The 19,290-nt window shown below is 66.7% G+C and carries 22 protein-coding genes and 2 tRNA genes; 13 read left to right on the plus strand and 11 right to left on the minus strand.

Annotated features, from left to right (window positions below; translation table 11 throughout):
- Positions 1-42: 42 nt before the first annotated feature.
- Positions 43-771 carry an HAD family hydrolase gene (locus tag K9D25_RS11280; protein ID WP_244375228.1) on the plus strand — a complete coding sequence of 243 codons (729 nt, stop codon included), beginning with the start codon at positions 43-45 and terminating at the stop codon, positions 769-771.
- Between the two features lie 22 nt (positions 772-793).
- The gene (locus K9D25_RS11285; protein ID WP_244375229.1) at positions 794-1,579 is read left to right on the plus strand and encodes a DUF1499 domain-containing protein; all 786 of its coding nucleotides are present in this window, start codon (positions 794-796) and stop codon (positions 1,577-1,579) included.
- A gap of 12 nt (positions 1,580-1,591) precedes the next feature.
- On the opposite strand, the gene K9D25_RS11290 is transcribed toward K9D25_RS11285, so the two are convergent.
- Positions 1,592-2,503 carry an MBL fold metallo-hydrolase gene (locus tag K9D25_RS11290; RefSeq protein WP_244375230.1) on the minus strand — a complete coding sequence of 304 codons (912 nt, stop codon included), beginning with the start codon at positions 2,501-2,503 and terminating at the stop codon, positions 1,592-1,594.
- Positions 2,504-2,610: 107 nt separating this feature from the next.
- Here K9D25_RS11290 and K9D25_RS11295 point away from each other — a divergent pair, with 107 nt between their 5' ends.
- Positions 2,611-3,225, plus strand: coding sequence for a carbonic anhydrase (locus K9D25_RS11295; protein ID WP_244375231.1), 615 nt, complete (start codon positions 2,611-2,613; stop codon positions 3,223-3,225).
- Positions 3,226-3,323: 98 nt separating this feature from the next.
- Positions 3,324-3,869 carry a ferritin-like domain-containing protein gene (locus tag K9D25_RS11300; protein WP_244375232.1) on the plus strand — a complete coding sequence of 182 codons (546 nt, stop codon included), beginning with the start codon at positions 3,324-3,326 and terminating at the stop codon, positions 3,867-3,869.
- 19 nt (positions 3,870-3,888) lie between these two features.
- On the opposite strand, the gene K9D25_RS11305 is transcribed toward K9D25_RS11300, so the two are convergent.
- Positions 3,889-4,785: an amidoligase family protein gene (locus K9D25_RS11305; RefSeq protein ID WP_244375233.1), complete on the minus strand. Its 897-nt coding sequence runs from the start codon at positions 4,783-4,785 to the stop codon at positions 3,889-3,891.
- A 297-nt stretch (positions 4,786-5,082) separates the two neighbouring features.
- On the opposite strand from K9D25_RS11305, the gene K9D25_RS11310 reads away from it, so the two are divergent.
- Both K9D25_RS11310 and K9D25_RS11315 read left to right on the plus strand, forming a co-directional pair.
- On the plus strand, positions 5,083-6,762 hold the full coding sequence (locus K9D25_RS11310) for a methyl-accepting chemotaxis protein (RefSeq protein ID WP_244375234.1): 1,680 nt from the start codon (positions 5,083-5,085) through the stop codon (positions 6,760-6,762).
- Positions 6,763-6,954: 192 nt separating this feature from the next.
- Positions 6,955-7,191: a hypothetical protein gene (locus K9D25_RS11315; RefSeq protein WP_244375235.1), complete on the plus strand. Its 237-nt coding sequence runs from the start codon at positions 6,955-6,957 to the stop codon at positions 7,189-7,191.
- A 90-nt stretch (positions 7,192-7,281) separates the two neighbouring features.
- On the opposite strand, the gene K9D25_RS11320 is transcribed toward K9D25_RS11315, so the two are convergent.
- Positions 7,282-7,358: transfer RNA gene (locus tag K9D25_RS11320), tRNA-Pro, on the minus strand.
- Positions 7,359-7,533: 175 nt separating this feature from the next.
- Here K9D25_RS11320 and K9D25_RS11325 point away from each other — a divergent pair.
- Both K9D25_RS11325 and K9D25_RS11330 read left to right on the plus strand, forming a co-directional pair.
- Positions 7,534-7,608, plus strand: a tRNA-Gln gene (locus K9D25_RS11325).
- Between the two features lie 261 nt (positions 7,609-7,869).
- Positions 7,870-8,460 (plus strand): type I restriction enzyme endonuclease domain-containing protein, encoded by a 591-nt coding sequence (locus tag K9D25_RS11330; RefSeq protein ID WP_244375236.1) that lies wholly within the window; start codon positions 7,870-7,872, stop codon positions 8,458-8,460.
- Positions 8,461-8,531: 71 nt separating this feature from the next.
- Here the strand turns inward: K9D25_RS11330 and K9D25_RS11335 are convergent, their stop codons facing one another.
- The 7 genes from K9D25_RS11335 to K9D25_RS11365 all read right to left on the minus strand — a co-directional run bounded on the left by K9D25_RS11335 (position 8,532) and on the right by K9D25_RS11365 (position 14,260).
- Positions 8,532-8,690: a hypothetical protein gene (locus tag K9D25_RS11335; RefSeq protein ID WP_244375237.1), complete on the minus strand. Its 159-nt coding sequence runs from the start codon at positions 8,688-8,690 to the stop codon at positions 8,532-8,534.
- Positions 8,691-8,717: 27 nt separating this feature from the next.
- A complete protein-coding gene (locus K9D25_RS11340; RefSeq protein ID WP_244375238.1) occupies positions 8,718-9,116 on the minus strand; it encodes a hypothetical protein in 399 nt (132 codons plus the stop codon).
- Positions 9,117-9,225: 109 nt separating this feature from the next.
- On the minus strand, positions 9,226-10,134 hold the full coding sequence (locus tag K9D25_RS11345; RefSeq protein WP_244375239.1) for an HlyD family secretion protein: 909 nt from the start codon (positions 10,132-10,134) through the stop codon (positions 9,226-9,228).
- Positions 10,131-10,337 (minus strand): DUF1656 domain-containing protein, encoded by a 207-nt coding sequence (locus K9D25_RS11350; RefSeq protein WP_244375240.1) that lies wholly within the window; start codon positions 10,335-10,337, stop codon positions 10,131-10,133. Before K9D25_RS11350 ends, K9D25_RS11345 begins: the two co-directional genes overlap by 4 nt.
- A gap of 14 nt (positions 10,338-10,351) precedes the next feature.
- The gene (locus K9D25_RS11355) at positions 10,352-12,388 is read right to left on the minus strand and encodes an FUSC family protein (RefSeq protein WP_244375241.1); all 2,037 of its coding nucleotides are present in this window, start codon (positions 12,386-12,388) and stop codon (positions 10,352-10,354) included.
- 185 nt (positions 12,389-12,573) lie between these two features.
- Positions 12,574-13,410: an alpha/beta fold hydrolase gene (locus tag K9D25_RS11360; RefSeq protein WP_244375242.1), complete on the minus strand. Its 837-nt coding sequence runs from the start codon at positions 13,408-13,410 to the stop codon at positions 12,574-12,576.
- Positions 13,411-13,684: 274 nt separating this feature from the next.
- Positions 13,685-14,260, minus strand: coding sequence for an AraC family transcriptional regulator (locus tag K9D25_RS11365; protein WP_347881444.1), 576 nt, complete (start codon positions 14,258-14,260; stop codon positions 13,685-13,687).
- A 353-nt stretch (positions 14,261-14,613) separates the two neighbouring features.
- Between K9D25_RS11365 and K9D25_RS11370 the strand changes: the two genes are divergently transcribed.
- From K9D25_RS11370 to K9D25_RS11390, 5 genes are all read left to right on the plus strand, one after another.
- Entirely contained in the window at positions 14,614-16,041 is a 1,428-nt protein-coding gene (locus K9D25_RS11370; protein ID WP_244375243.1) for a two-component system sensor histidine kinase NtrB, read from the plus strand.
- A complete protein-coding gene (locus K9D25_RS11375) occupies positions 16,041-16,697 on the plus strand; it encodes a response regulator transcription factor (protein ID WP_244450852.1) in 657 nt (218 codons plus the stop codon). The genes K9D25_RS11370 and K9D25_RS11375 overlap by 1 nt, the downstream gene beginning before the upstream one ends.
- A 98-nt stretch (positions 16,698-16,795) precedes the next feature.
- Positions 16,796-17,179: a response regulator transcription factor gene (locus tag K9D25_RS11380; protein ID WP_370874154.1), complete on the plus strand. Its 384-nt coding sequence runs from the start codon at positions 16,796-16,798 to the stop codon at positions 17,177-17,179.
- A gap of 115 nt (positions 17,180-17,294) precedes the next feature.
- Complete coding sequence (locus tag K9D25_RS11385) at positions 17,295-17,822, plus strand: Dps family protein (RefSeq protein WP_244375244.1); 528 nt, start codon at positions 17,295-17,297, stop codon at positions 17,820-17,822.
- Positions 17,823-17,996: 174 nt separating this feature from the next.
- Complete coding sequence (locus K9D25_RS11390) at positions 17,997-18,713, plus strand: glutathione S-transferase (protein WP_244375245.1); 717 nt, start codon at positions 17,997-17,999, stop codon at positions 18,711-18,713.
- 15 nt (positions 18,714-18,728) lie between these two features.
- Here K9D25_RS11390 and K9D25_RS11395 read toward each other — a convergent pair whose 3' ends face one another.
- On the minus strand, positions 18,729-19,190 hold the full coding sequence (locus tag K9D25_RS11395) for a MarR family winged helix-turn-helix transcriptional regulator (RefSeq protein ID WP_244375246.1): 462 nt from the start codon (positions 19,188-19,190) through the stop codon (positions 18,729-18,731).
- Positions 19,191-19,290 lie beyond the last annotated feature (100 nt).

Consider the following 19,290-nt stretch of genomic DNA (forward strand, 5'->3'; position numbering starts at 1 on the left):
TTGCCGGCTTGCCTGCCCGGACGAACTGGATTGCGACAAACTGTGAACGCTCCTCGCGCCATTCTGTTCGACAAGGATGGTACTCTTGTCGACTTCGACCACACTTGGGGACCTGCCGCCGGTGCGGTGATGCGGCGTCTGGCCGGCGACGAGGGCCCGACGCTGGCACGGCTGTTTGATGCCAGCCATTATGTCGCCGAGGAACGGCGCTTCCTGCAGACCTCGCCGCTCATCGCCGGGTCCTCGCGCCAATATGGGCCGCTTTGGGCCGACATCCTCGCGCGAGCAGCCGATGCCGCCTTCTATAAACAGGTCGATCACCTGTTCTGCGAAGAGGGCGCGCGCTACCTCACCCCCATCGGCCGGCCGGCCGAAACACTTGCGCGGCTGCACGCGGTGGGGCTGCCGCTCGGCATCGCCACCAATGACGCCGAGCCGAATGCGCGGCTGCAGGCCGACCGGCTCGGCCTCTCGCCCTATCTCAGCGCCGTGTACGGGCATGATTCGGGTTATGGCTCGAAGCCGAACCCCGGCATGGTCGTTGCCTTCGCCGCGCTCACCGGCCTGCCGGCTTGCGCCATCGCGCTGGTCGGCGACACCCGGCACGATCTTGAAACCGCGCGGGCGGCGGGGGCGATGGCGATCCTTGTGCGCTGCGGGCCCGCGCCGGTGGACGACTTCGCGCATGAGGCCGATCTCGTGGTGGATTCGGTGGAGGAACTGGCCGCGCTGATCCTCGGTGCGGACGCTGCCCAGCCGGCGGTGGCCTGAGACGGGCGGGGGAGGGGCAGCAATGATCCGGCGGCGGCTCTACATCGAGGAACGCATGTCGCGGCTCGCCATATGGAGCTTGCGCACCGCCATCTTCGCCTTTCCCGTCACCTTCATCGGCGCCGCGCTGTTCGCCACCGAGACCTTGGATTTCCGCAGCGCGCTCTACACCGTGCTGGCCGGCGTCGCCGTGGCGGTGCTGGCGCTGGTGCTGGCGCTGGCGGGCTTTGTGGTGATCTGGAATGACGGGCTGAAAGGGCTGTGGCGGGTGATCGGCGCGGCGGCGCTGGCGCTGGTGCTGATCATGCCGACGGCGACGCTCGCTGCGCTCGGCATGGGCGTGCGCAACCTTCCCGACGTGACGACAGACCCCGAGGACCCGCCGTCCTTCGTCACCCTCGGCACGGTGCGCTCGCGCGCCGCCAACAGCCTCGCCTATCCCGGCGACCGGATGGCGGCGCTGCAGCTCGACCTTTATCCCGGCATCAAGCCGATGAGCTTCGAGGCGCCGCCGGACGAGATCTTCCGCGGCCTGCTGGCGCTGGCGAAGCGGCACAAATGGCTGGTGGTCGAGGCGGTGCCGCCGCGCGACGGGCGCGACGGGCGGCTGGAAGCGGTGGCGCGCAGCCTGCCTTTCGGCCTGCGTGATGATCTCGTCATCCGCATCCGCCCCATCGCCACCGGCACGCGGGTCGATATCCGCTCCACCGCGCGCAGCGGCGATGCCGATTTCGGCTCCAATGCACGGCGCATTTCCCAGCTCTTCGCCGAACTGGCCGACCAGCAGGGCCGCCCGCTGCGCCGCTGACGCCGTGGCGGCTCAGGGCAGGCGGTAGAAGCCGGCGAGCACGGCGGGGCCGTCAGTGAGCACGTCGCCACGCTCCACCAGATCTTCGAGATGCGCCAGGGTGGAGAGCCCCGCCGCGCCGGCGAGCCGGGGATCGAGGCCAAAATAGATCGCGCGTACAATGTCCGGAATGGCGCGCGGCCCCCGCTCCAGCGCCCGCATGATTGCGGTTTCGCGTGCCAGCCGGTGGCGCAGGAAGCGCTCGACGAACGCCGGCCCCTGAGTGATCACGCCGCCATGGCCGGGGAAATAGAGCGTCTCCGGCCGCTCCCTGAGCCGCCGCAGCGAGTGCATATAGTCATTCATCGACCCGTCCGGCGGCGCCACCACCGTGGTCGACCAGCCCATCACATGATCGCCGACGAAGATCGCCCCGGCCTCCTCCAGTACGAAGGCCATGTGATTGGCGGTGTGGCCGGGCGTCGCCAGCGCCGCGAGCGTCCAGCCGGCCCCTTCCACCCGGGCGCCGTCGGCCAGCGCCACATCGGGGAGAAAGCCACGGTCGCCAGCGGAATCGAGCGTGTTGACCTCCTGAGCGTGCAGAGGCCGGGCGGCGCGGTGGGGGCCCTCACCATAGGTCGGGGCACCGGTTGCCGCCTTCAGCGCCGCCAGCGCGCCGCTGTGGTCGCGATGGGTGTGGGTGAGAAAGAGATGCGTCACCGTCTCCGCCTCCACCGCCGCCAGCACGGCAGCGACATGCGAGGCGTCGTCCGGGCCGGGGTCGATGATCGCCACCGCGTCGCGCCCGACGATATAGGTGCAGGTGCCGGTGAAGGTGAATGGCCCGGGATTGGGGGCGAGCACCCGGCGCACGCCCGGCGCCACCTCTTCCACAACCCCCGGCACAGCGGTGAAGCGCCGCTCGAAGGGAATGTCGTCCGCCATCAATGCCTCCGGCTTGCGCGCGCGTGCGGTTCGGGCATGGCGTTTGCACGCCGGCCCCGGCACGTCTATTCAGCTACTGCGCGGACTGCCTATCGCAAGGGTGAGGGATGGACAAACTGCTCGACGGCTATCACCGCTTCCGTGCCACCGGCTGGCCGGAGCGCAAGGCGCTCTTTGAACGGCTGGCGGCTCTGGGGCAAAAGCCGCAGACCCTCGTCATCGCCTGTTCCGACAGCCGCGTCGACCCGTCCATGATCTTCGACGCCGGGCCGGGCGAGTTGTTCGTCGTGCGCAACGTCGCCAATCTGGTGCCGGCCTATTCGACGCCGGACCACCAGCACCATGGCACGAGCGCCGCCATCGAATTCGCCGTGCGGGTGCTTGAGGTGCGGGAGATCGTCGTGCTCGGCCATGCGCTGTGCGGCGGCGCCGGCGCGTTGATCGACGGCGCTCCGCCCCAGGCGCAGGACTTCCTGCCGGACTGGATCCGCATCGGCGCTCCGGCCCGCGACATCGCCCTCAATCTCAGCGACGATCCGGCCGAGCGGCGGACCATTGTGGAGTACCAGTGCGTCAGGCTGTCCCTTCGCAATCTCGCGACCTTCCCCTGGGTGCGGGAGCGGCTTGAGGATGGCCGGCTTTCGTTGCAGGGCGCCTATTTTGCCGTGGCCACCGGCGTTCTGGAGCGACTGGGTCCGGACGGCACCTTCGCCCCGGCCTGATACTTTCGGTTGAGACGGCCGGAACTTCCACCCCGCACCCGCGTTTGGCGCTCGACCGGCGATGCTGGTCCATCAGCCAAAAGGCGGGAGGACGTGCCGTGGGACTGCTCTCAAAAGACATCAGGTCGCTTGACGACCTTCTGATCCAGGGGCTCGGCGAGCTTCTCTACACCGAGCGCCGGATCGCCAAGACGCTCGCTGCGCTGGCCGGCAAGGTGTCCGATCCGGCGCTGCGCCGCGATCTCGAAGACGGTCTTGCCGCGAGCAACGGCAATATTGTGCAGATCGAGGAAGTCTGCCGCCGCCGCGACTGCCGCCCGCATGTCGCGGAGTCCCCGGCGATCGACGGCATCTTCATCAGCGCGGAAGAGCTGGCCGGCGAGATCGACGATGATCATGTGCTGGACATCGCCATCGCCGGCGCGGTGCAGGCATCTGCGGCCTATACCGCCGCGCGCTATGCTGGCCTCATTGCCAGCCTCGCGGGCGTCGGCCGGACGGATTGCTGCCGCCTGCTTCAGGCAGGGCTGGCCCATCACCAGCGCGTCGCCGACATGCTGCGCCTGCTGGCCGAGAAGCGCCTCAATCCCCGTGCGCTGGGCCGTGGCGGGCGCGGGCCGCTTCCGGTGGCGATCGCCAGCTGACCGGCAGCAAGCCGCCAGCCTATCGAAGGGCCTGCCGGCACGCCTCGGTGAGCCGGCCGGGGTCATCGGCGAGCGCCTCCACCGCCACCCAGTGATTCCAGTCGGCCGCGAGGCTCCAGCCCGGCCGGCCGACATAGGCGAGAGGCAGCCGGTAATGCAGCACGGCGCGCGGCTTCACCTTGCCGCTGATGCGGTGCCCGATGTCCGGGAACAGCTCCAGGAACAGCGGAAGCAGATCGAGCGAGCGCTTGCGCGTCGGGTTTGCCGCGACATAGTCGGCGCAGAGCGTGGCGAGGTCGGGCCGGTAGTCGGCTGAAAGGACCCGCCTGACATAGTCAGCGGCGTAGGGCGGTGGCGCGTGGAAGCGCATTAGCCCACTCGTCAGTGTCGCTTGGCGCAAGGCCGGTTCGCTCACCAGATAGGCTTGCAGCAGCCGCAGCAGCGTCCCGGCATCCGTGGCTTCCGGCATGACGTTGAAATGCAGGCCGAGCGAATCGGTGAGTATCACCCCTTCGCCCCTCGCTCCCGCTGTGCGCAGCGCCTGAACCACCCCATCCAATTCGCTGAGCCTCTCCACCGGCAAGGGCCCGGTGATGAGTTCGCGCGGCACGAGCGGGCTCACCACCGCGCCGAGCCAGAGCGAGAGTGGCCCCAGTCGCCGGGCCGGGCCCTCGCGTCCGGGATGGACATGGCGCATGTCGAGCTCGATGCCGATGTCCCCGAGCCGTGAACCCGTGAGCCGAAAGGCGTGCGGGTCTTCCTCCTCCACCGTTCCGCCGATGAGCGCGCTAAGGCACTGCGCCGCCCCGCGCTCGGACAGGCGCGTGAATTCGATCTCGACGCCGACCAGCCGCGCTTGGCCATCTCGGGTCAGCGGCGCGGGCAGGGGCTGAAATAGCAGGGAAGGCGCGCTCACGCGCGGCACCAAGGTGGCGGGTTCATCGACGGCATATGGGGAAGAAGCGTGCCGTTTCCAGATGGTGATCGCTGCGCCAGAGGCGCCTGCCTGACAGAGTGAAACGCTCCCCGATACGCGTCAGGTTCGCGCAAGCCATGTCTCCGATCTTGGAGCAGGGGAGGAGCGTGAGCGCCATTGCGTCTCCGCCTCTTCGTTTCGCCGCATCGCCTCTCATCGTCCGCATCAGTGTCAACCCACCCCCGATACAGCCAAACAGTGGCTGCGCGGCCTGGCCCGCAGCGCCGGAGACCTCGAATGAACGTGAAGAATCTCGCGATCCGCACAAAGATCATGCTGGCATTCGGGCTTGTCCTCATTGCCAGCCTTGTCACCGGTGGAGTCATCCTGAAGGCGCAGTCGACCGTCAGTCAGAATGTCGGCTGGACCGTCCACACCTATGAGGTGCTGGACCGTGTCGACCGGATGATGGCCGCTATGGTCGATCAGGAAACCGGCCTGCGCGGCTATCTGATCACCGGCAAGGATGGCAATCTCGATCCGCTCCGGGCCGGCGAAGGCGCCTTCGTCACCAACTGGAAGGAAGCGAAGTCGCTCACCAGCGACAATCCCGTCCAGCAGCAGCGGCTCGATGCCGTTCGTCAGCAGGTCGAGGCCTGGCAGCGCGATGTGTCGGCCTATGCCATCGGTCTCATGAAGGCGGGGCAGGCGGAGGCCGCGCGTGAAGTGGAGTATGCCGGCAAGGGCAAGGAGTATTTCGACAAGATCCGCGGTCTTGTCGCCGAGCTAAGTCAGGCCGAAGCGTCGCTGCTCACCGTCCGTCAGGAGGAGATGCAGTCCGCCGAACACGTCATTCTCTACGCCGTCGTGCTGTCGGTGGTCATCATCCTTCTTATCGGCGTGGTGGCGGCCTTTGCGCTGAACAAACTCGTCGCCTTGCCGATCCGTGCCACTGTTGCCGGCATGGAGCGCATCCGCGGGGGCGATTACGCCACGGCTGTGGACTACACGGAAAGGAAGGATGAGATCGGCGCCATGGGCAACGCGCTGCTCGCCTTCCGCGACAGCCTTGCCGAGGCCGAAGCCGCCCGCCGCGAGGCGACCGCCCGCGCCGAAGCTGAGCGCGCCGCCATGGCCCGGCGCGACCGGCTGGCGCAATCCTTCGTCGCCAATATGGAAAGCATCGTCAACCAAGTCGCCTCTTCTTCGAGCGAGGTGTCAGTGGCGGCGCGCAATCTCTCGGACACGGCCGAGGAAACCTCGCGCCAGGCGGTCGCGGTGACCAATGCGGCGGCGGAAGCCTCCACCAATGTGCAGACGGTGGCCAGCGCGACGGAGGAGATGAGCTCGTCCATCAGCGAAATCGGCTCGCAGGTCACGCAGGCCGCCGCGTTCGCCGCCTCCGGTTCGGACGAAGTCACCCGCGCCGCCAGCGAGATCCGTGAGCTGTCCGACGCCGCCAGCAAGATCGGCGAAGTGGTCAACCTCATCACCGACATCGCCGCGCAGACCAACCTTCTCGCGCTCAACGCCACCATCGAGGCGGCGCGGGCGGGCGAGGCGGGCCGCGGCTTCGCTGTCGTGGCGCAGGAGGTCAAACAACTCGCCGAGCAGACCGCCCGCGCGACGCAGGAGATCGGCCTGAAGGTGCAAGGCATCCAGCAATCGACCAGCCGCACCGTCGGCTCGATCGAGAGGATCGTCGGCACCATCACCCAGATTCGCGATGTCACCACCGCCATCGCCACGGCGGTGGAAGAGCAGGCTGCCGCCACGCGCGAAATTGCCAGCAACACGCATATGGCGGCCAGCGGCACCGGCGCGGTGAACGACAACATGGCCGGCGTCGGACGCTCGGCGGAGATGACGGGCGCAGCGTCGACGCAGCTCTCCTCGCTGTCGACGTCGCTGTCCTCGCGCGCGGGCGAACTGCAGCGCGAAGTCGCCGAGTTCGTGCAGAACCTGCGCGCGGGCTGAACGTTTGACCGGAACCGGGGCCGCACACGCTGCGGCCCCGGACGGGCCAGGGGCCTTCCCCGCCTAGTGCACGCTTGACCCGCGCGGCCAGAGCGTTCACGAGGGCGGAAGAGGCGCGGATGGGGAGGCGGCTGGGGGCTTTGCCGCCGCCTGATCTGACGGCGTCCGGTCCGCGGCGAGGAGCCCCGCCAAATGTCCACCACCTACTATGTCGTGCTGTCCTTCGTCGCCAATGAAGAAGGCGACCTCATCCCCGAAGAGCCGCGCGAGGCGCAGAGCCGGGGGCAGGCGGAAGCCATGGCACGCGCGCTCAAGGGCCAGAAGGCGGGTGTGGTCGCTTTTTCGCGGACAGGGGACCCGAACGTCGGGGATTTTCAGCCGGCGGTCGAGATCGTGCGTTACGGCCACGTGCCGGACGATCTCGAATAAGGGCTTAGGTCTGTCTGCACCCTTGTGAGCGCATCTCTCAGGGCCCTGGTGTGCCCATGTCCCCAGACATCGAGATGTCTTGGGTCCGCGTGGTCGGAGTGGCAGGATTTGAACCTGCGACCCCCTCGTCCCGAACGAGGTGCGCTACCAGGCTGCGCTACACTCCGCCGCGGCGCGCAGCCTGTAACATGGCAATGAGCCGCCCGGCAAGGGCCCCACCACCACTTGCGCAGCGAGCAGTGGATAAGCCTGTTGTGGCCGGCGGGTGCGTCGAGGTTGAAAGCCGCGTCAAGCTGTGGCTATGTCCGCCCCCACGGAACGCGCCGCTAGCGGCGCGACCATTGGGGCGTCGCCAAGCGGTAAGGCAGGGGATTTTGATTCCCCCATGCGGAGGTTCGAATCCTCCCGCCCCAGCCACCACCCATAAATTTTTATATTTCAATGGCTTATGTGGGTTTGTGCGGTCGGCTCTAGTACAGAATTCTAGTACACGCCCTAGACCCGCAGTTGACCGGGTTCGTCTGGCCATGCGGGATGCCAGGAAGAGCTGGCCCCTCACAGCTTGTGCTGGGAGCTCTTTTACCGAAGACGGCCAAAAAACAGGGGCGTGGATCGACGCGCGCAGCTCCAAAAGGCGCGGCCATTGCAGAGCGGCTGCAATGGCTACGCGAATTAGATATGGCGGTGGTCGTCAGCCAGGGCCAGAACGAGGTGGACGACCGTCGCAAGAAGGGCCTCAACATCCTGCCCCACCGGGAGCGGATGCAGAAAGAGGAGGCTGAGGGGAAGACCCGGAAGATGGCCGAAGCGAACCCCCCACGCATCGACTTGGTCGAGAAGCTGGAAAAGCTCGTTGCCGAATACAAAGCCGGGTCCATCGATACGGAACGGTTCTTTGAAGCGCTGAAGGGTTTCGTTGCCGACCTCGACGAGGAGGAACAGCGAGACGCGCGAGAGGGCCTGAATGAGGAAGAGCTGGCAATTTTTGATCTGCTCACCACCCCCGAACCGAAGCTGACTCAGGCTCAGGAGGTTGAGGTGAAGCGGGTTGCGCGAGAACTGCTGACGAAGCTGGATGGGCTGGTAAAGACGATTGATTGGGTGCGGGGGCAGGAAACGCGGAGCGCCGTGTTCAGCGAAATCCGGGTGCGCCTGAACGAACTACCCGACGAGCCTTATCCGCAGGCGCTATGGGACGCGAAAGTGACGCAGGTTTGGGATTTCGTGCTGCGGCGGTATGCCGAGGGTGCTTTTGCGCGCGCGCATTGATAATTCGGCAATGGTAACGACCACTTTTGGGAGCCGTAGCGATCCTCTCGATGCCTGCAATCGGGGCGCGTTCACGTCGGCAGCCTTAGCAACTCCACAAGCTCCTGTTTCTGCCGAATGGTGAGGCCGTTGGGCGAGCACACCCGGTAGGTGAGGCCCTTCTTGCCGTGCCCCACGATCTGGGCGACTTCGGTTTCCGGGATGCGGCTGCGCTCGAAGGTCTCGACCACGTTCTTCCGAAAGCCGTGAAAGGTAGATCACCCCTCGATCTGCTTGGTGCTGCGCCCGAAGTCTCTGCCGATGTACCAGCTGCGCTTCCTGTCCGGGCCTCCCGGTGTGAGATTGGGGAATAGGAAACCGGACGGCGGACACAGCTCCACGAAGGCCTGCAGGCTGCTGTGAATGGGCACGACGCGGACGCTGCTCTCTGTCTTGCCAGCGGGGATGTTGAAGTAGCGGACGCCATCCGCTTCCTGGATGTCTACGGCCTCCAGGGAGCAAATCTCGTTGAGGCGCATGCCCGACAGCAGTGCGATCCGTGGCAACCAGTGGAGCGGAGTGGGCTCTCCAGGAGTGCCTGGGGAGCTTTCCAGGGCAAGAACGGCCTTCAAGGCTTCCGAGCTCCAGGGGGCATTGGCGTCCTTGGGTGTCTTCACCTTCAGCGACTGCCCATCGAACGGGTTATCCCGTCTCCGCCGCACCATGGTGCGCGGCCTGCAACATATGCGGCCGCCGCGCCGGCGATGATGGCGGGCACACGGCCCGTCAGCCGCCCGACCCGTCGCCGGTGATGGAGACGGTCGCGGTGAGCCCGGCGACGAGGGTGATGCCGGGCGGCACAGGATCGAGCACCACGCGCACTGGCACGCGCTGGGCGAGGCGCACCCAGGTGAAGACCGGGTTCACCGTCGCGAGGCCGGAACCGTCGGGCTGTGCGTTGGGCACCGCGATGCCGCGCCCGACGCCCGTGACCTTGCCGTTCAACGTGCCGGGATAGGCCATCAGCGCCACCCGCGCGGTATCGCCGACATGGATGCCGCTCAGCACCGATTCCTCGAAATAGGCGTCGACCCAGAAGCTGTCGCTGTCCACCACCGATAGGGCGCGCTGGCCGCTGGTGGCGTAGTCGCCGGGCTGGGCGAGGAGATTGGTGACGTAGCCATTGACTGGCGAGACGATCCGCGTGCGGCTGAGATTGAGCCGTGCCTGGTCGCGATTGGCTAGCGCCTGCTGATAGGCGCCCTGCGCCATCTCTGCGGCGGCGGCAAATGCCTGCTGCTCCTCCTTGGAGACGGCGAGGGCATCGAGATCGGCGCGCCGCTGCGCCTGCGCCTGCTTGTTGTCGAGATCGGCCTTGGCCCGGGTCACGGCGGCGTCGGCATTGGCGAGCGCGATCTGGTAGTCGTCGGGCTCGATCACCATGAGAACATCGCCCTTGTGTACGAACTGGTCGTCCTTGACCGGCAGTTCGATGATGCGGCCGGAGACCTGCGGGGTGACGGTCACCACATAGGCGCGCACCGTGCCGTCGCGCGTCCAGGGGGTATCCATATAGGTCCGCCAGGTCCACCAGCCGAGCAGGCCGGCGGCGGCGAGCGCGCAGAGAGTGAGCCCCACAGACAGCAGGGCGCGAAAGGTCGACGGCCGCTCTGCGGCCGGGGTGAGCATGGTCATGGCCGTGGCCCCACAGAAAGGACGATGAGCGAAAGCAGGATGATGTAGATGCAGAGGTTGAACAGGCCGGGATGCCAGACATGGCGCGACAGGCTGAAATGATTGGCGATCCGGCTGAGCGGAAAGGTCGCCACCCAGGCCGCCAGAATCATCACGGCGAAGGGGGCGACATAGACCCCGAGAATGTCGATTTCTCTGAACATGTCGTTCGGCCTTTTCAAAGGAGCGGGGAGCGCGCAACGGCCCCGGCGCTGAGCAGTTCGGTGTGCAGGTCGATCGTGTCGCGGATCACATCGATCGCGGCACGCGCCTTTAGTTGCCGCCGGCCCAGCGGATCGTCCGTGATCGCTCCCGCGAGAACGGCCTTCGACAACGCGTCCCGCGCGGTGGCGACCTGCCCGGCGGCGAGCGCGTCGAGGGCATGCTGCAGGGCGCGGCCCGTCGGGGCGTCGGTCGCCAGCGCCCGCAGTTGCAGGACAGCCTGCCCGAGGGCGAGCAGCGCCATCAGGCTTCCGGCCTGCTCCGGCGTCGCCTGCACCGGCAGCGCCTCGGCCCGCCGGGTTAGTCGCTCGGTCCAGCGCAGGGAGGTGGTCGCGCCGGGGGAGCGGGGGAGGCGGCGGAAGTCGCGCAGCGACAGGTCGATGAGCCGGCGGGCGCGGAGCGGTGGCGGGACCATTGGCAGAATGGTGAAGAACAGCGTGCCGATGACCGTGCCGGTGACGATTGCCAGAGCAAGGTTGAAATAGGCGGCGGCGTCGTAGCTGGTCGGATTGCCTACCCCGAGCAGCGGCAGCGCGGCGATGGACATGCCGAGAAAGGAGACATTGTGCCAGCTGCCCGCCTGCAGCATCCCGAGCGGGAGGTAGAGCAGCACGATGACGGCGAGGAGAGCGGGAAAGGTCGAGAGGCCCGGCAGCACGCCGAAATACAGAAGGCTTCCCAGCCCCACCATCGCGGCGGCGCCGAGCGCATAGTCCTTCGACAGGGGGGCAGCCTTATCGCCGAAGGAGCCGAAGACCAGCGTGCCGATGGCGGCGAAGACGATGGCGAAAGCCCCGTTCGGCCAGGCCGACACCACCCAGAAGGCGGAGGTGAGCAGCACCGCAAGGAAGACGCGCAGCCCGTTGAGCAGCGCCGGCAACGGGTCGGCAATCACGAAGGGTCGGCGGGGCGGCGGGAGGCGCGGGCTGTTGCGTTCTCGCAGCAGCAAGATGGCGTCGGCGAGGCCTGCGAGGCCGCAGACGACCTCGCGCGTGGCGTCGAGCGCGATGCGGCCGGCGCCGTCGCTGGCAGGAAGCGTTTCAAGCTGTGCCACGACTTCCTCGGCCGCCTGTCGCAGCTGCCGGGGGGCATGGTCGAGCTGTGCCGGGTCGAGGCGCTCCAGCAGCGGAACAAGAAGGTCGCGGATCGACGTGCGGCTTTCGCTGTGAAGGGTGAGATGCGCGCCGGCATTGCGCCAGCCGACGAGCGCGCCAACCAGCCCGTCCATCATCCGCTGCAGATTGCCGGAGCGGGAGCGGAGATAGGAGGATTCGCCGATGGCCGCGTCGATCTGCGCGTGCAGCAGGCCGAGGCTGCCCGCGAGACCGCGCCGCGCGGCGATGAGGTCGGGAGACTCGCCGCCCTGCCGCAGCGTCGCGAGGAAGCCGTCCCTGAGCTGTCCCGCCGTGCCGCGCAGTGTGCCGGCCAGTTGCCGGCGCGCCGCGCCGAAATCGGTCAGCACCATCACGAAGCCGGCCGAGGCGATGCCGATGCAAATCTCGCCGACGCGGATGACGGCGAGAAAGAACGCCGTGTCCGGATTCGCCAGCGTGTCGGCGAAGATGATCACCGCGGTGATGCCGGACAGCGCCGCCGCATAGGAGGCGAAGTTGCGCAGCAGCACCACCGCGACCCCGCACAGGCCGCACCAGAGGGCGAGGCAGAACAGCAGCGCGTCGCGTTGTTGTGGAAACACCGCCAGCATCGCCACCATCATCAGCCCGCCGACAAGGGTGCCAATGGCGCGGAAGCGGCCCTTCTGCAGCGAGGCGCCGAGATTGGGCTGGCAGACGATGGCCGCGGTGGTCGCGGCCCAGAACGAGTTCTGCAGTTCGAGATAATAGGTGATGTACAACGCGAGGCTGACCGAGGCGGCGAGGCGCAGCCCGAAGAGCAGGCGCGGCCGAAGCGGGGCGAAGAACGACAGTAGCGCCGCCAGAGCGGGCGGCGGATTACCAAGATTCAGCGCCGGTGCATTGTGAGCGTCGCTCATCGTGTCGCCTGCCGGGAGAGTTGATTGAGCCCAGCATAGGCGGTGCGTCGGCGGCGGAAATTATACGCCCGTTCCTGCCTCTAGCGCTTTGGTATGGCCGGGAATTCCGGCTGACCGCACGCGAAAAAAGCGGCGATGCCCGCAAAGGCATCGCCGCCGTCTGGAATGGCTCGTTCGCCGCCCGCTCAGGCCTGGATGAAGGCGAGCAGGTCCGGGTTGATGACATCGGCATGGGTGGTGAGCATGCCGTGCGGGAAGCCCGGATAGGTCTTCAGCGTGCCGTTCTGCACCAGCTTCACCGACAGATGGGCGGAGTTGCCGATGGGGACGATCTGGTCGTCCTCGCCATGCATCACCAGCACCGGCACGCTGATGGCCTTGAGATCTTCCGTCTGGTCGGTCTCGGAAAAGGCCTTGATGCCCTCATAATGGGCCTTGGCGCTGCCCATCATGCCCTGGCGCCACCAATTATTGATCGCGCCCTGCGAGACCTGCGCACCCTCGCGGTTGAAGCCGTAGAACGGGCCGGAGGCGACATCGAGGAAGAACTGCGCGCGGTTGGCGGCGAGCGCGGAACGGAAGCCGTCAAACACCTCGATCGGCAGGCCGCCGGGATAGGCTTCGGTCTTGGCCATGATCGGGGGAACGGCGGAGACCAGCACCGCCTTGGCCACGCGGCCCTGCGGCTCGCCGAACTTGGCGACATAGCGCGCCACCTGGCCGCCGCCGGTGGAATGGCCGATATGCACCGCGTTCTTCAGGTCGAGATGCTCCACCACGGCCGAGACATCGGCGGCGTAGTGGTCCATGTCATGGCCTTCGCTGACCTGCGCCGAGCGACCATGGCCGCGGCGGTCGCTGGCGACGACGCGGAAGCCCTTGCCGAGGAAATACAGCATCTGCGCGTCCCAATCGTCTGAGGACAGCGGCCAGCCATGGTGAAAGACGATGGGCTGGGCATCCTTCGGACCCCAATCCTTGAAGAAGATCTCAACGCCGTCCTTGGTCGTGACGTAACCCATAGCGCTATTCCTTTGATGGAGGGGTAGAAACCAGTCTCTTCCTGCGCTTCCTGCGGGAGGGCGCGGGAAACCCGTGATGCGCGGCCGGCGTCCGTGAGGCGCCGTTGCATCGTTCGCGATAATATATAGCGCGATATATTTTTTCGTGAAAGCACGAAATGCGGGCGCGGGCGCCTTTTTGTGTGTGCAGTCGTGCATGGCAGATAGGCGCGGCGCTTTCGCGAAACCGCCGGCCGGTCAGGGGGCACCGGCAGGGGGGCGAGCGCGGCGTAGGTCAGAAGCCGATGGCGGCGCGCGTCTCGGTTGCCGCCGCTCGGCCCGGCCAGCCGGCGGCCATGAACGTAAGGGATGCGCTCGCCCCGTGGTCGCGGCGCGCCGCCATCTGCGCCTTTTCCACCTTGAACCGGCGGGCTTCGGCCACCCGCCAGTGCCGCGGCGTGTCACCCACGACACGTTTGAACACCGTGGTGAAATGCGCCTGCGTCTGAAAGCCGACCGCGAGGGCGATGTCGATCACCCGCTGGTTGGTGCCCGCCAGCAATTCCTGCGCGGCTTCGATCCGGCAGCGCAGGAGATAGTCATGCGGGCGCAGTCCGGTGGCGAGACGGAACTGGGCGGCGAAATGCATGCGGCTCAGCCCGGCGGCGCCAGCCATGTCTGCGAGGGTGATGCGCTCGCCAATGTTCATCTTCACATATTCAACGACGCGCTTGAGGCGCCATTTCGGCAGCGCCGACTTGACCCGCGCATTGCGGTCAATGGCGGTGATCGCGCCGTCTGCTTCCTGAAGGCGTTCTGCGCTCTCGCAATACACGCCGCTGTCGGTGGTGTTGGCTGCGGGGGAATGCATCTGAAATCCTCTCAAGATCATCAGGCAATTCGATGAGTTGAGAGTAGACGGCTGGACGCCAGACAAAATCGTACCAGCGTTTCGTTCGCTATGCTCTTGGGTGTCCGCTTTCATACCTTGGTATGTACGGCGAGCCGCCCGGAGATACCGAAGGAGGCATCGCCGCGACGGCACCGCGCCGGGGCGGGATAGACTATAAAAATACCTCTAAGCCCAGGAGCTGCGCGCGGGAAGATACCGGCGGCCGCGCCGCATCTGCGCTGGACCGTGCGAACAGGATAGCTTTAATCAGCACCTTCAACCGTCATGCGCCGTCTGACGGAACGTCAGGGCGGCGGGAGGTACCAGGCGGCATGACGGGAAAATCACCGTATTTCTTTCCGGCTCTGGCCGTCGTCATGGCGGCACCGATCTTCGCCGTCGACACGCTCACGCCGCTCGATACCGCCATCGCCGTTCTCTACGTCGCCGTCATCATGCCATCGGCGCATTTCGTTGGCCGTCGCGGCGTGCTGGCGGTCTCGGGCACCTGCATCGCGCTGACGCTCACCAGTTTCTTCATCGTGCATCAGGACGACTGGGAGGGCTCGGCGCTGGTGCGGCTGATCGTCAGCCTGTCCGCCATCCTCATCACCAGCCTGCTCACCTTGCGCAACCAGCAAGTGACCTCGGCGCTGCGAGAGCAGGCCAACCTGCTCAATCTCACCCACGACGCCATTTTCGTGCGCGATCTCGCCGACCGGATCACTTACTGGAATCACGGCGCCGAGGAGCTCTATGGCTGGAGCCGGGCGGAGGCACTGGGCCAGACGGTCGCCAGCCTGCTGCGCACCCGCTTTCCTGACACGCCGGCGCGCATCCACGCGGCGCTGCTGGCGGACTCGCAATGGGCAGGCGAGCTGACCCATTTCAAGCGCGACGGTGCGCAGGTCACCGTGCTCAGCCGATGGTCGTTGCAACGCGACAAATCCGGCCGCCCGGTTGCTGTTATGGAGACCAATAACGACATCACCGAACGCAAACGCTCCGAAGCCATGCTGCAAAAGGCCCAGACCGAGCTTGCCCATGCCGCGCGCGTGGCGACCATGGGCGAACTTACCGCTTCCATTGCCCATGAAGTGAACCAGCCGCTTGCCGCGGTCGTCACCAATGGCGAGGCGTGCCTGCGCTGGCTGGGGCGCGATGTGCCGGACCTTGGTGAGGCGCGTGCCTCGGTGGAGCGGATGATCAGCAACGGACGGCGCGCCAGCAATGTGATTGCCCGGCTGCGGGCGCTGGCCCGCCGCGACGATCCCGATCATGTCGCGCTCAACCTCAACGACGTCGTCGAGGACGCGTTGACGCTGGTGGAGCGGGAGGCGGATTCGCACCATGTCGCCGTCCAGCTCGACCTTCAGCTTGCGCTGCCGGCCATCTCCGGCGACCGCGTGCAGTTGCAGCAGGTGGTCATCAACCTGATGATGAACGCCATCCAGGCGATGGCCAGCGTTTCCGGCCGGGCAAGGCGCCTTGCGGTCACGACCCGGCAGGAGGCGATGGCCGGCGGCCCCGGCTGCGTGACGGTGGAGGTACGCGACACCGGCATCGGCGTGGACGGCGATGGGGCGGAACATCTGTTCACCGCCTTCTACAGTACGAAGAAGGAGGGGCTCGGTATGGGGCTGTCGATCTGCCGCTCGATCATCGAGGCCCATGGCGGGCGCATAGCCTTCGCCGCCAATCCCGATCACGGGATGAAGTTCACCGTCAAGCTGCCCGCACTGAAGGAGCCGGCGCCGTGATTTCGCATACCTCGTCCAGCCGCCCGCCCGCCGCCGCGCCCGCGCCGACAGTGATCGTCGTCGATGACGACGAGGCGTTGCGCGAGGCGCTGAGCAGCCTGTTTCGCTCGGTCGGGCTGCGGGTCGAACTCTATGGCTCGGCGGCGGAACTGCTCGCCGCCAAGCCGCCCGCCGCGCCGCGCTGCCTGGTGCTCGACATCCGCCTGCCGGGGGTGAGCGGGCTGGACTTCCAGGCCCAGATCGCCGCCTCGCCCATGAACATGCCCATCATCTTCATGACCGGTCACGGTGATATCCCGATGACCGTTCGGGCGATGAAGGCGGGCGCGGTGGACTTTCTCACGAAGCCGTTCCGCGACCAGGACATGCTCGATGCGGTCACGACGGCGCTCGAGCATGACCGCCGGCAGAGCGAGGCCAACAAGGCAGCCACCGACATCCGGGATCTCTATCAGTCGCTCACCGCCCGCGAGAAGGAGGTGATGGCGCTCGTCACCTCAGGGCTGATGAACAAGCAGGTGGCGGCGCAGATCAATCTGTCGGAGATCACCGTGAAGATCCACCGGGGCCATGTGATGCGCAAAATGAACGCTAAGTCCTTGGCGGATCTGGTGCGGATGGCCGAAACGCTCGGCCTTGGCATCACAAAGGCTTAAATTGCAAACCTCCGTATGATTTGCATCCCGGACCATTCGCGCCATCCTTCAGGGAACGCGCCAAGGCGTGCCGCTTTGACCGCGAAAGGAATGCCCCCGTGTCTGAAGTTCCGATGATCGCCATCGTCGATGATGATGAGTCGGTGCGCGTGGCCACCTCCAGCCTTGTCCGGTCCTTCGGCTTCAAGACGACGGTGTTCGCGTCGGCGGAAGATTTTCTCGCCTCGCCGACGATGCCGCGCACGGCCTGCCTCGTTACCGATGTGCAGATGCCGACCATGAGCGGCATCGAACTGTTCGAGGCGTTGCGGGCGCGGGGCGTCGCCCTTCCCGTGATCTTCATCACCAGCTTTCCCGAGGAGCGGGTGAAGCGGCGGGCGCAGGAGGCGGGCGCCGCCGGCTTCCTCGCCAAGCCGTTCGACGCCGACACCATGATGGGCTGCGTGTTCGAAGCCCTCAAGGGCCAGCCGCTACCGCGCTAGCGCCGGTCCGCCGCCGCCGTTCAAACCGACAAGACGAGCGCCGCTTCGGGGCGCATGCTGACGCTTGTCCTGTATTCGACCCATGCGCCCCCGCACCGAGCCTCAGGAGCCTGTTATGGACATCGAAGCTACCAAGAAGCGCCGCCTCGCCCCGCTGGGGACTCCCACCGCCTTGCCTTCCAACGCCGTCGCCGACATCGCCGGTGCCCTGACCACGCTGCTGGCCGACGTGTTCACGCTCTACATCAAGACCAAGAACTTCCACTGGCACCTCTCGGGCCCGCACTTCCGCGATTATCACCTCATGCTCGACGAGCAGGGCGATCAGCTCTTCGCCATGACCGACGACATCGCCGAGCGCGTGCGCAAGCTCGGCGGCGTAACGCTGCGTTCGGTCGGCCACATCGCCCGGTTGTCGCGGCTCGACGACAATGACGCCGATTTTGTCACCGCCCAGGACATGCTGGCCGAACTGTGCAGCGACAATATCGCGCTCGCCGGCTTCCTGCGCGCCACCCACGCGCTGTGCGACGAGCATGGTGATGTTGCCAGTGCCAGCCTGATCGAGAACTGGATCGACGAGACCGAGCGCCGGACCTGGTTCCTCTACGAATCCGGCCGCCACGACGAGGCGCGGGGCTGAGCCGCCGCGCGCTGCCTGCTTCCTCCCCGAAGACCCACCTGGCCGTCGCTGTGCCGCAGCGGCGGCCGCTTCTTGTCGGCACCGGGCCGCACGGTGCGAGCGCCGGCCGGATCGAACCAACATCGCCGGCCGTCGTTTTCTGCCCGGAGATTGCCGGCAGAAGGAGGCGTTGGCGTGAGCGATTATGATTTCTACTACTGGCCGCTGCCGTTTCGCGGCCAGTTCATCCGGGGGCTTCTGGCCCATGCCGGCAAGAGCTGGGACGAGCATGGGGCGGGGGAGATCGAAGCGCTGATGCAGCGTGATCCGACCGACCAGCCCATTGCCTTCATGGGACCACCGGTGCTTGTCGAGCGCGCCACTGGCCTTGCCTTGTCGCAGATGCCGGCCATCGCGATCTATCTCGGCGAGAGTCTCGGCCTCATCGCCGACGATCCCGCCCGGCGGGCGCTGACGGCGAAAGTGGTCAATGATGCCAATGACGTGCTGGACGAGGTGACGCTGGATGGCGGTCGGCAGATGTGGACGCGCGCGCGTTGGGAGGCTTTCATTCCCCGTCTGATCCATTGGATGCGGATCGGCGAGGCGATGGGCCGGCGTCACGGCTTGACGGCGGAGCGCGGCACGCTGCTCGGCACCCCGGAGCCGGGCGTCGCCGACATTGTCACCAGCACGCTATGGTGCACGATGGGCGAGCGCTTTCCTGCCATTGAGGCGCTACTGGATGAGAATGCACCCCAAATCGCCGGCCTGACGCGGCGTGTCGCCGCCATTCCCGCCCTCACCACATTGCGGGAGCGTTCGCGCCAGCTCTATGGCGACGCCTATTGCGGCGGCGAGATCGAAAAATCGCTGCGGCAGGTTCTGCTTGCCGCCACTGGACGTTCCTGACCGCGAGGGCGCGGCTCAGCCGAGCTTGCGCAGCAGCCGCAGCACTTCCGCGCGTTCGCTCGGGGTTAGCGGTTCGAGCGTGGCCGCGCTGATCTCTTCGGCCACCCGGATCGCGACATCGGCGACCTCGCGGCCACGGGCGGACAGGTCGAGCGTGCGGCGGCGGCGGTCGCGCGGATCGTCGGTTATAGAGAGCAGCGCGCGCGCCTCCAGCCGGTCGACCACGCCCTTGATAGTGGCGGCATCGAGATGAATCAGCCGCCCGAGCTGGTTCTGCGAGCAAGGGCCGATCTCGCGCAGCTTGGCGAGGGCGGCGAATTGCGGCGGCGTCAGCCCTTCGACCATCCGCGCCGCGAAAAGCGCGGTGTGGCGTTGGCTGGCGACGCGGATGAGAAAGCCGACCTGTGCGTCGACGTGATAGGCAGCGCCGGGTCGGACGCTGGCGCCGTCCGGCTGGTACGCGCCCTCGCTGTTCATGACGATGCCTCCCTCTGATACCGTCATCGCATCAGAGCACAGCCCGGCCATCACGCAAGAGCAAATTGTGCGTATAGAAGCACTCGCGTGGTGGTGGGGC

The sequence above is a fragment of the Ancylobacter polymorphus genome (assembly GCF_022836935.1).
Classification (GTDB): Bacteria; Pseudomonadota; Alphaproteobacteria; order Rhizobiales; family Xanthobacteraceae; genus Ancylobacter; species Ancylobacter polymorphus_A.

What these genes read in the sequence shown, in the direction of transcription:
- K9D25_RS11395 (WP_244375246.1), bottom strand. Translation starts at nt 19,190, where the DNA reads ATGAACAGCGAGGGCGCGTACCAGCCGGACGGCGCCAGCGTCCGACCC.
- K9D25_RS11330 (WP_244375236.1), top strand. Translation starts at nt 7,870, where the DNA reads ATGGCGGTGGTCGTCAGCCAGGGCCAGAACGAGGTGGACGACCGTCGC.
- K9D25_RS11370 (WP_244375243.1), top strand. Translation starts at nt 14,614, where the DNA reads ATGACGGGAAAATCACCGTATTTCTTTCCGGCTCTGGCCGTCGTCATG.
- K9D25_RS11350 (WP_244375240.1), bottom strand. Translation starts at nt 10,337, where the DNA reads ATGTTCAGAGAAATCGACATTCTCGGGGTCTATGTCGCCCCCTTCGCC.
- K9D25_RS11345 (WP_244375239.1), bottom strand. Translation starts at nt 10,134, where the DNA reads ATGACCATGCTCACCCCGGCCGCAGAGCGGCCGTCGACCTTTCGCGCC.
- K9D25_RS11385 (WP_244375244.1), top strand. Translation starts at nt 17,295, where the DNA reads ATGGACATCGAAGCTACCAAGAAGCGCCGCCTCGCCCCGCTGGGGACT.
- K9D25_RS11365 (WP_347881444.1), bottom strand. Translation starts at nt 14,260, where the DNA reads ATGCATTCCCCCGCAGCCAACACCACCGACAGCGGCGTGTATTGCGAG.
- K9D25_RS11360 (WP_244375242.1), bottom strand. Translation starts at nt 13,410, where the DNA reads ATGGGTTACGTCACGACCAAGGACGGCGTTGAGATCTTCTTCAAGGAT.
- K9D25_RS11355 (WP_244375241.1), bottom strand. Translation starts at nt 12,388, where the DNA reads ATGAGCGACGCTCACAATGCACCGGCGCTGAATCTTGGTAATCCGCCG.
- K9D25_RS11310 (WP_244375234.1), top strand. Translation starts at nt 5,083, where the DNA reads ATGAACGTGAAGAATCTCGCGATCCGCACAAAGATCATGCTGGCATTC.
- K9D25_RS11285 (WP_244375229.1), top strand. Translation starts at nt 794, where the DNA reads ATGATCCGGCGGCGGCTCTACATCGAGGAACGCATGTCGCGGCTCGCC.
- K9D25_RS11315 (WP_244375235.1), top strand. Translation starts at nt 6,955, where the DNA reads ATGTCCACCACCTACTATGTCGTGCTGTCCTTCGTCGCCAATGAAGAA.
- K9D25_RS11295 (WP_244375231.1), top strand. Translation starts at nt 2,611, where the DNA reads ATGGACAAACTGCTCGACGGCTATCACCGCTTCCGTGCCACCGGCTGG.
- K9D25_RS11290 (WP_244375230.1), bottom strand. Translation starts at nt 2,503, where the DNA reads ATGGCGGACGACATTCCCTTCGAGCGGCGCTTCACCGCTGTGCCGGGG.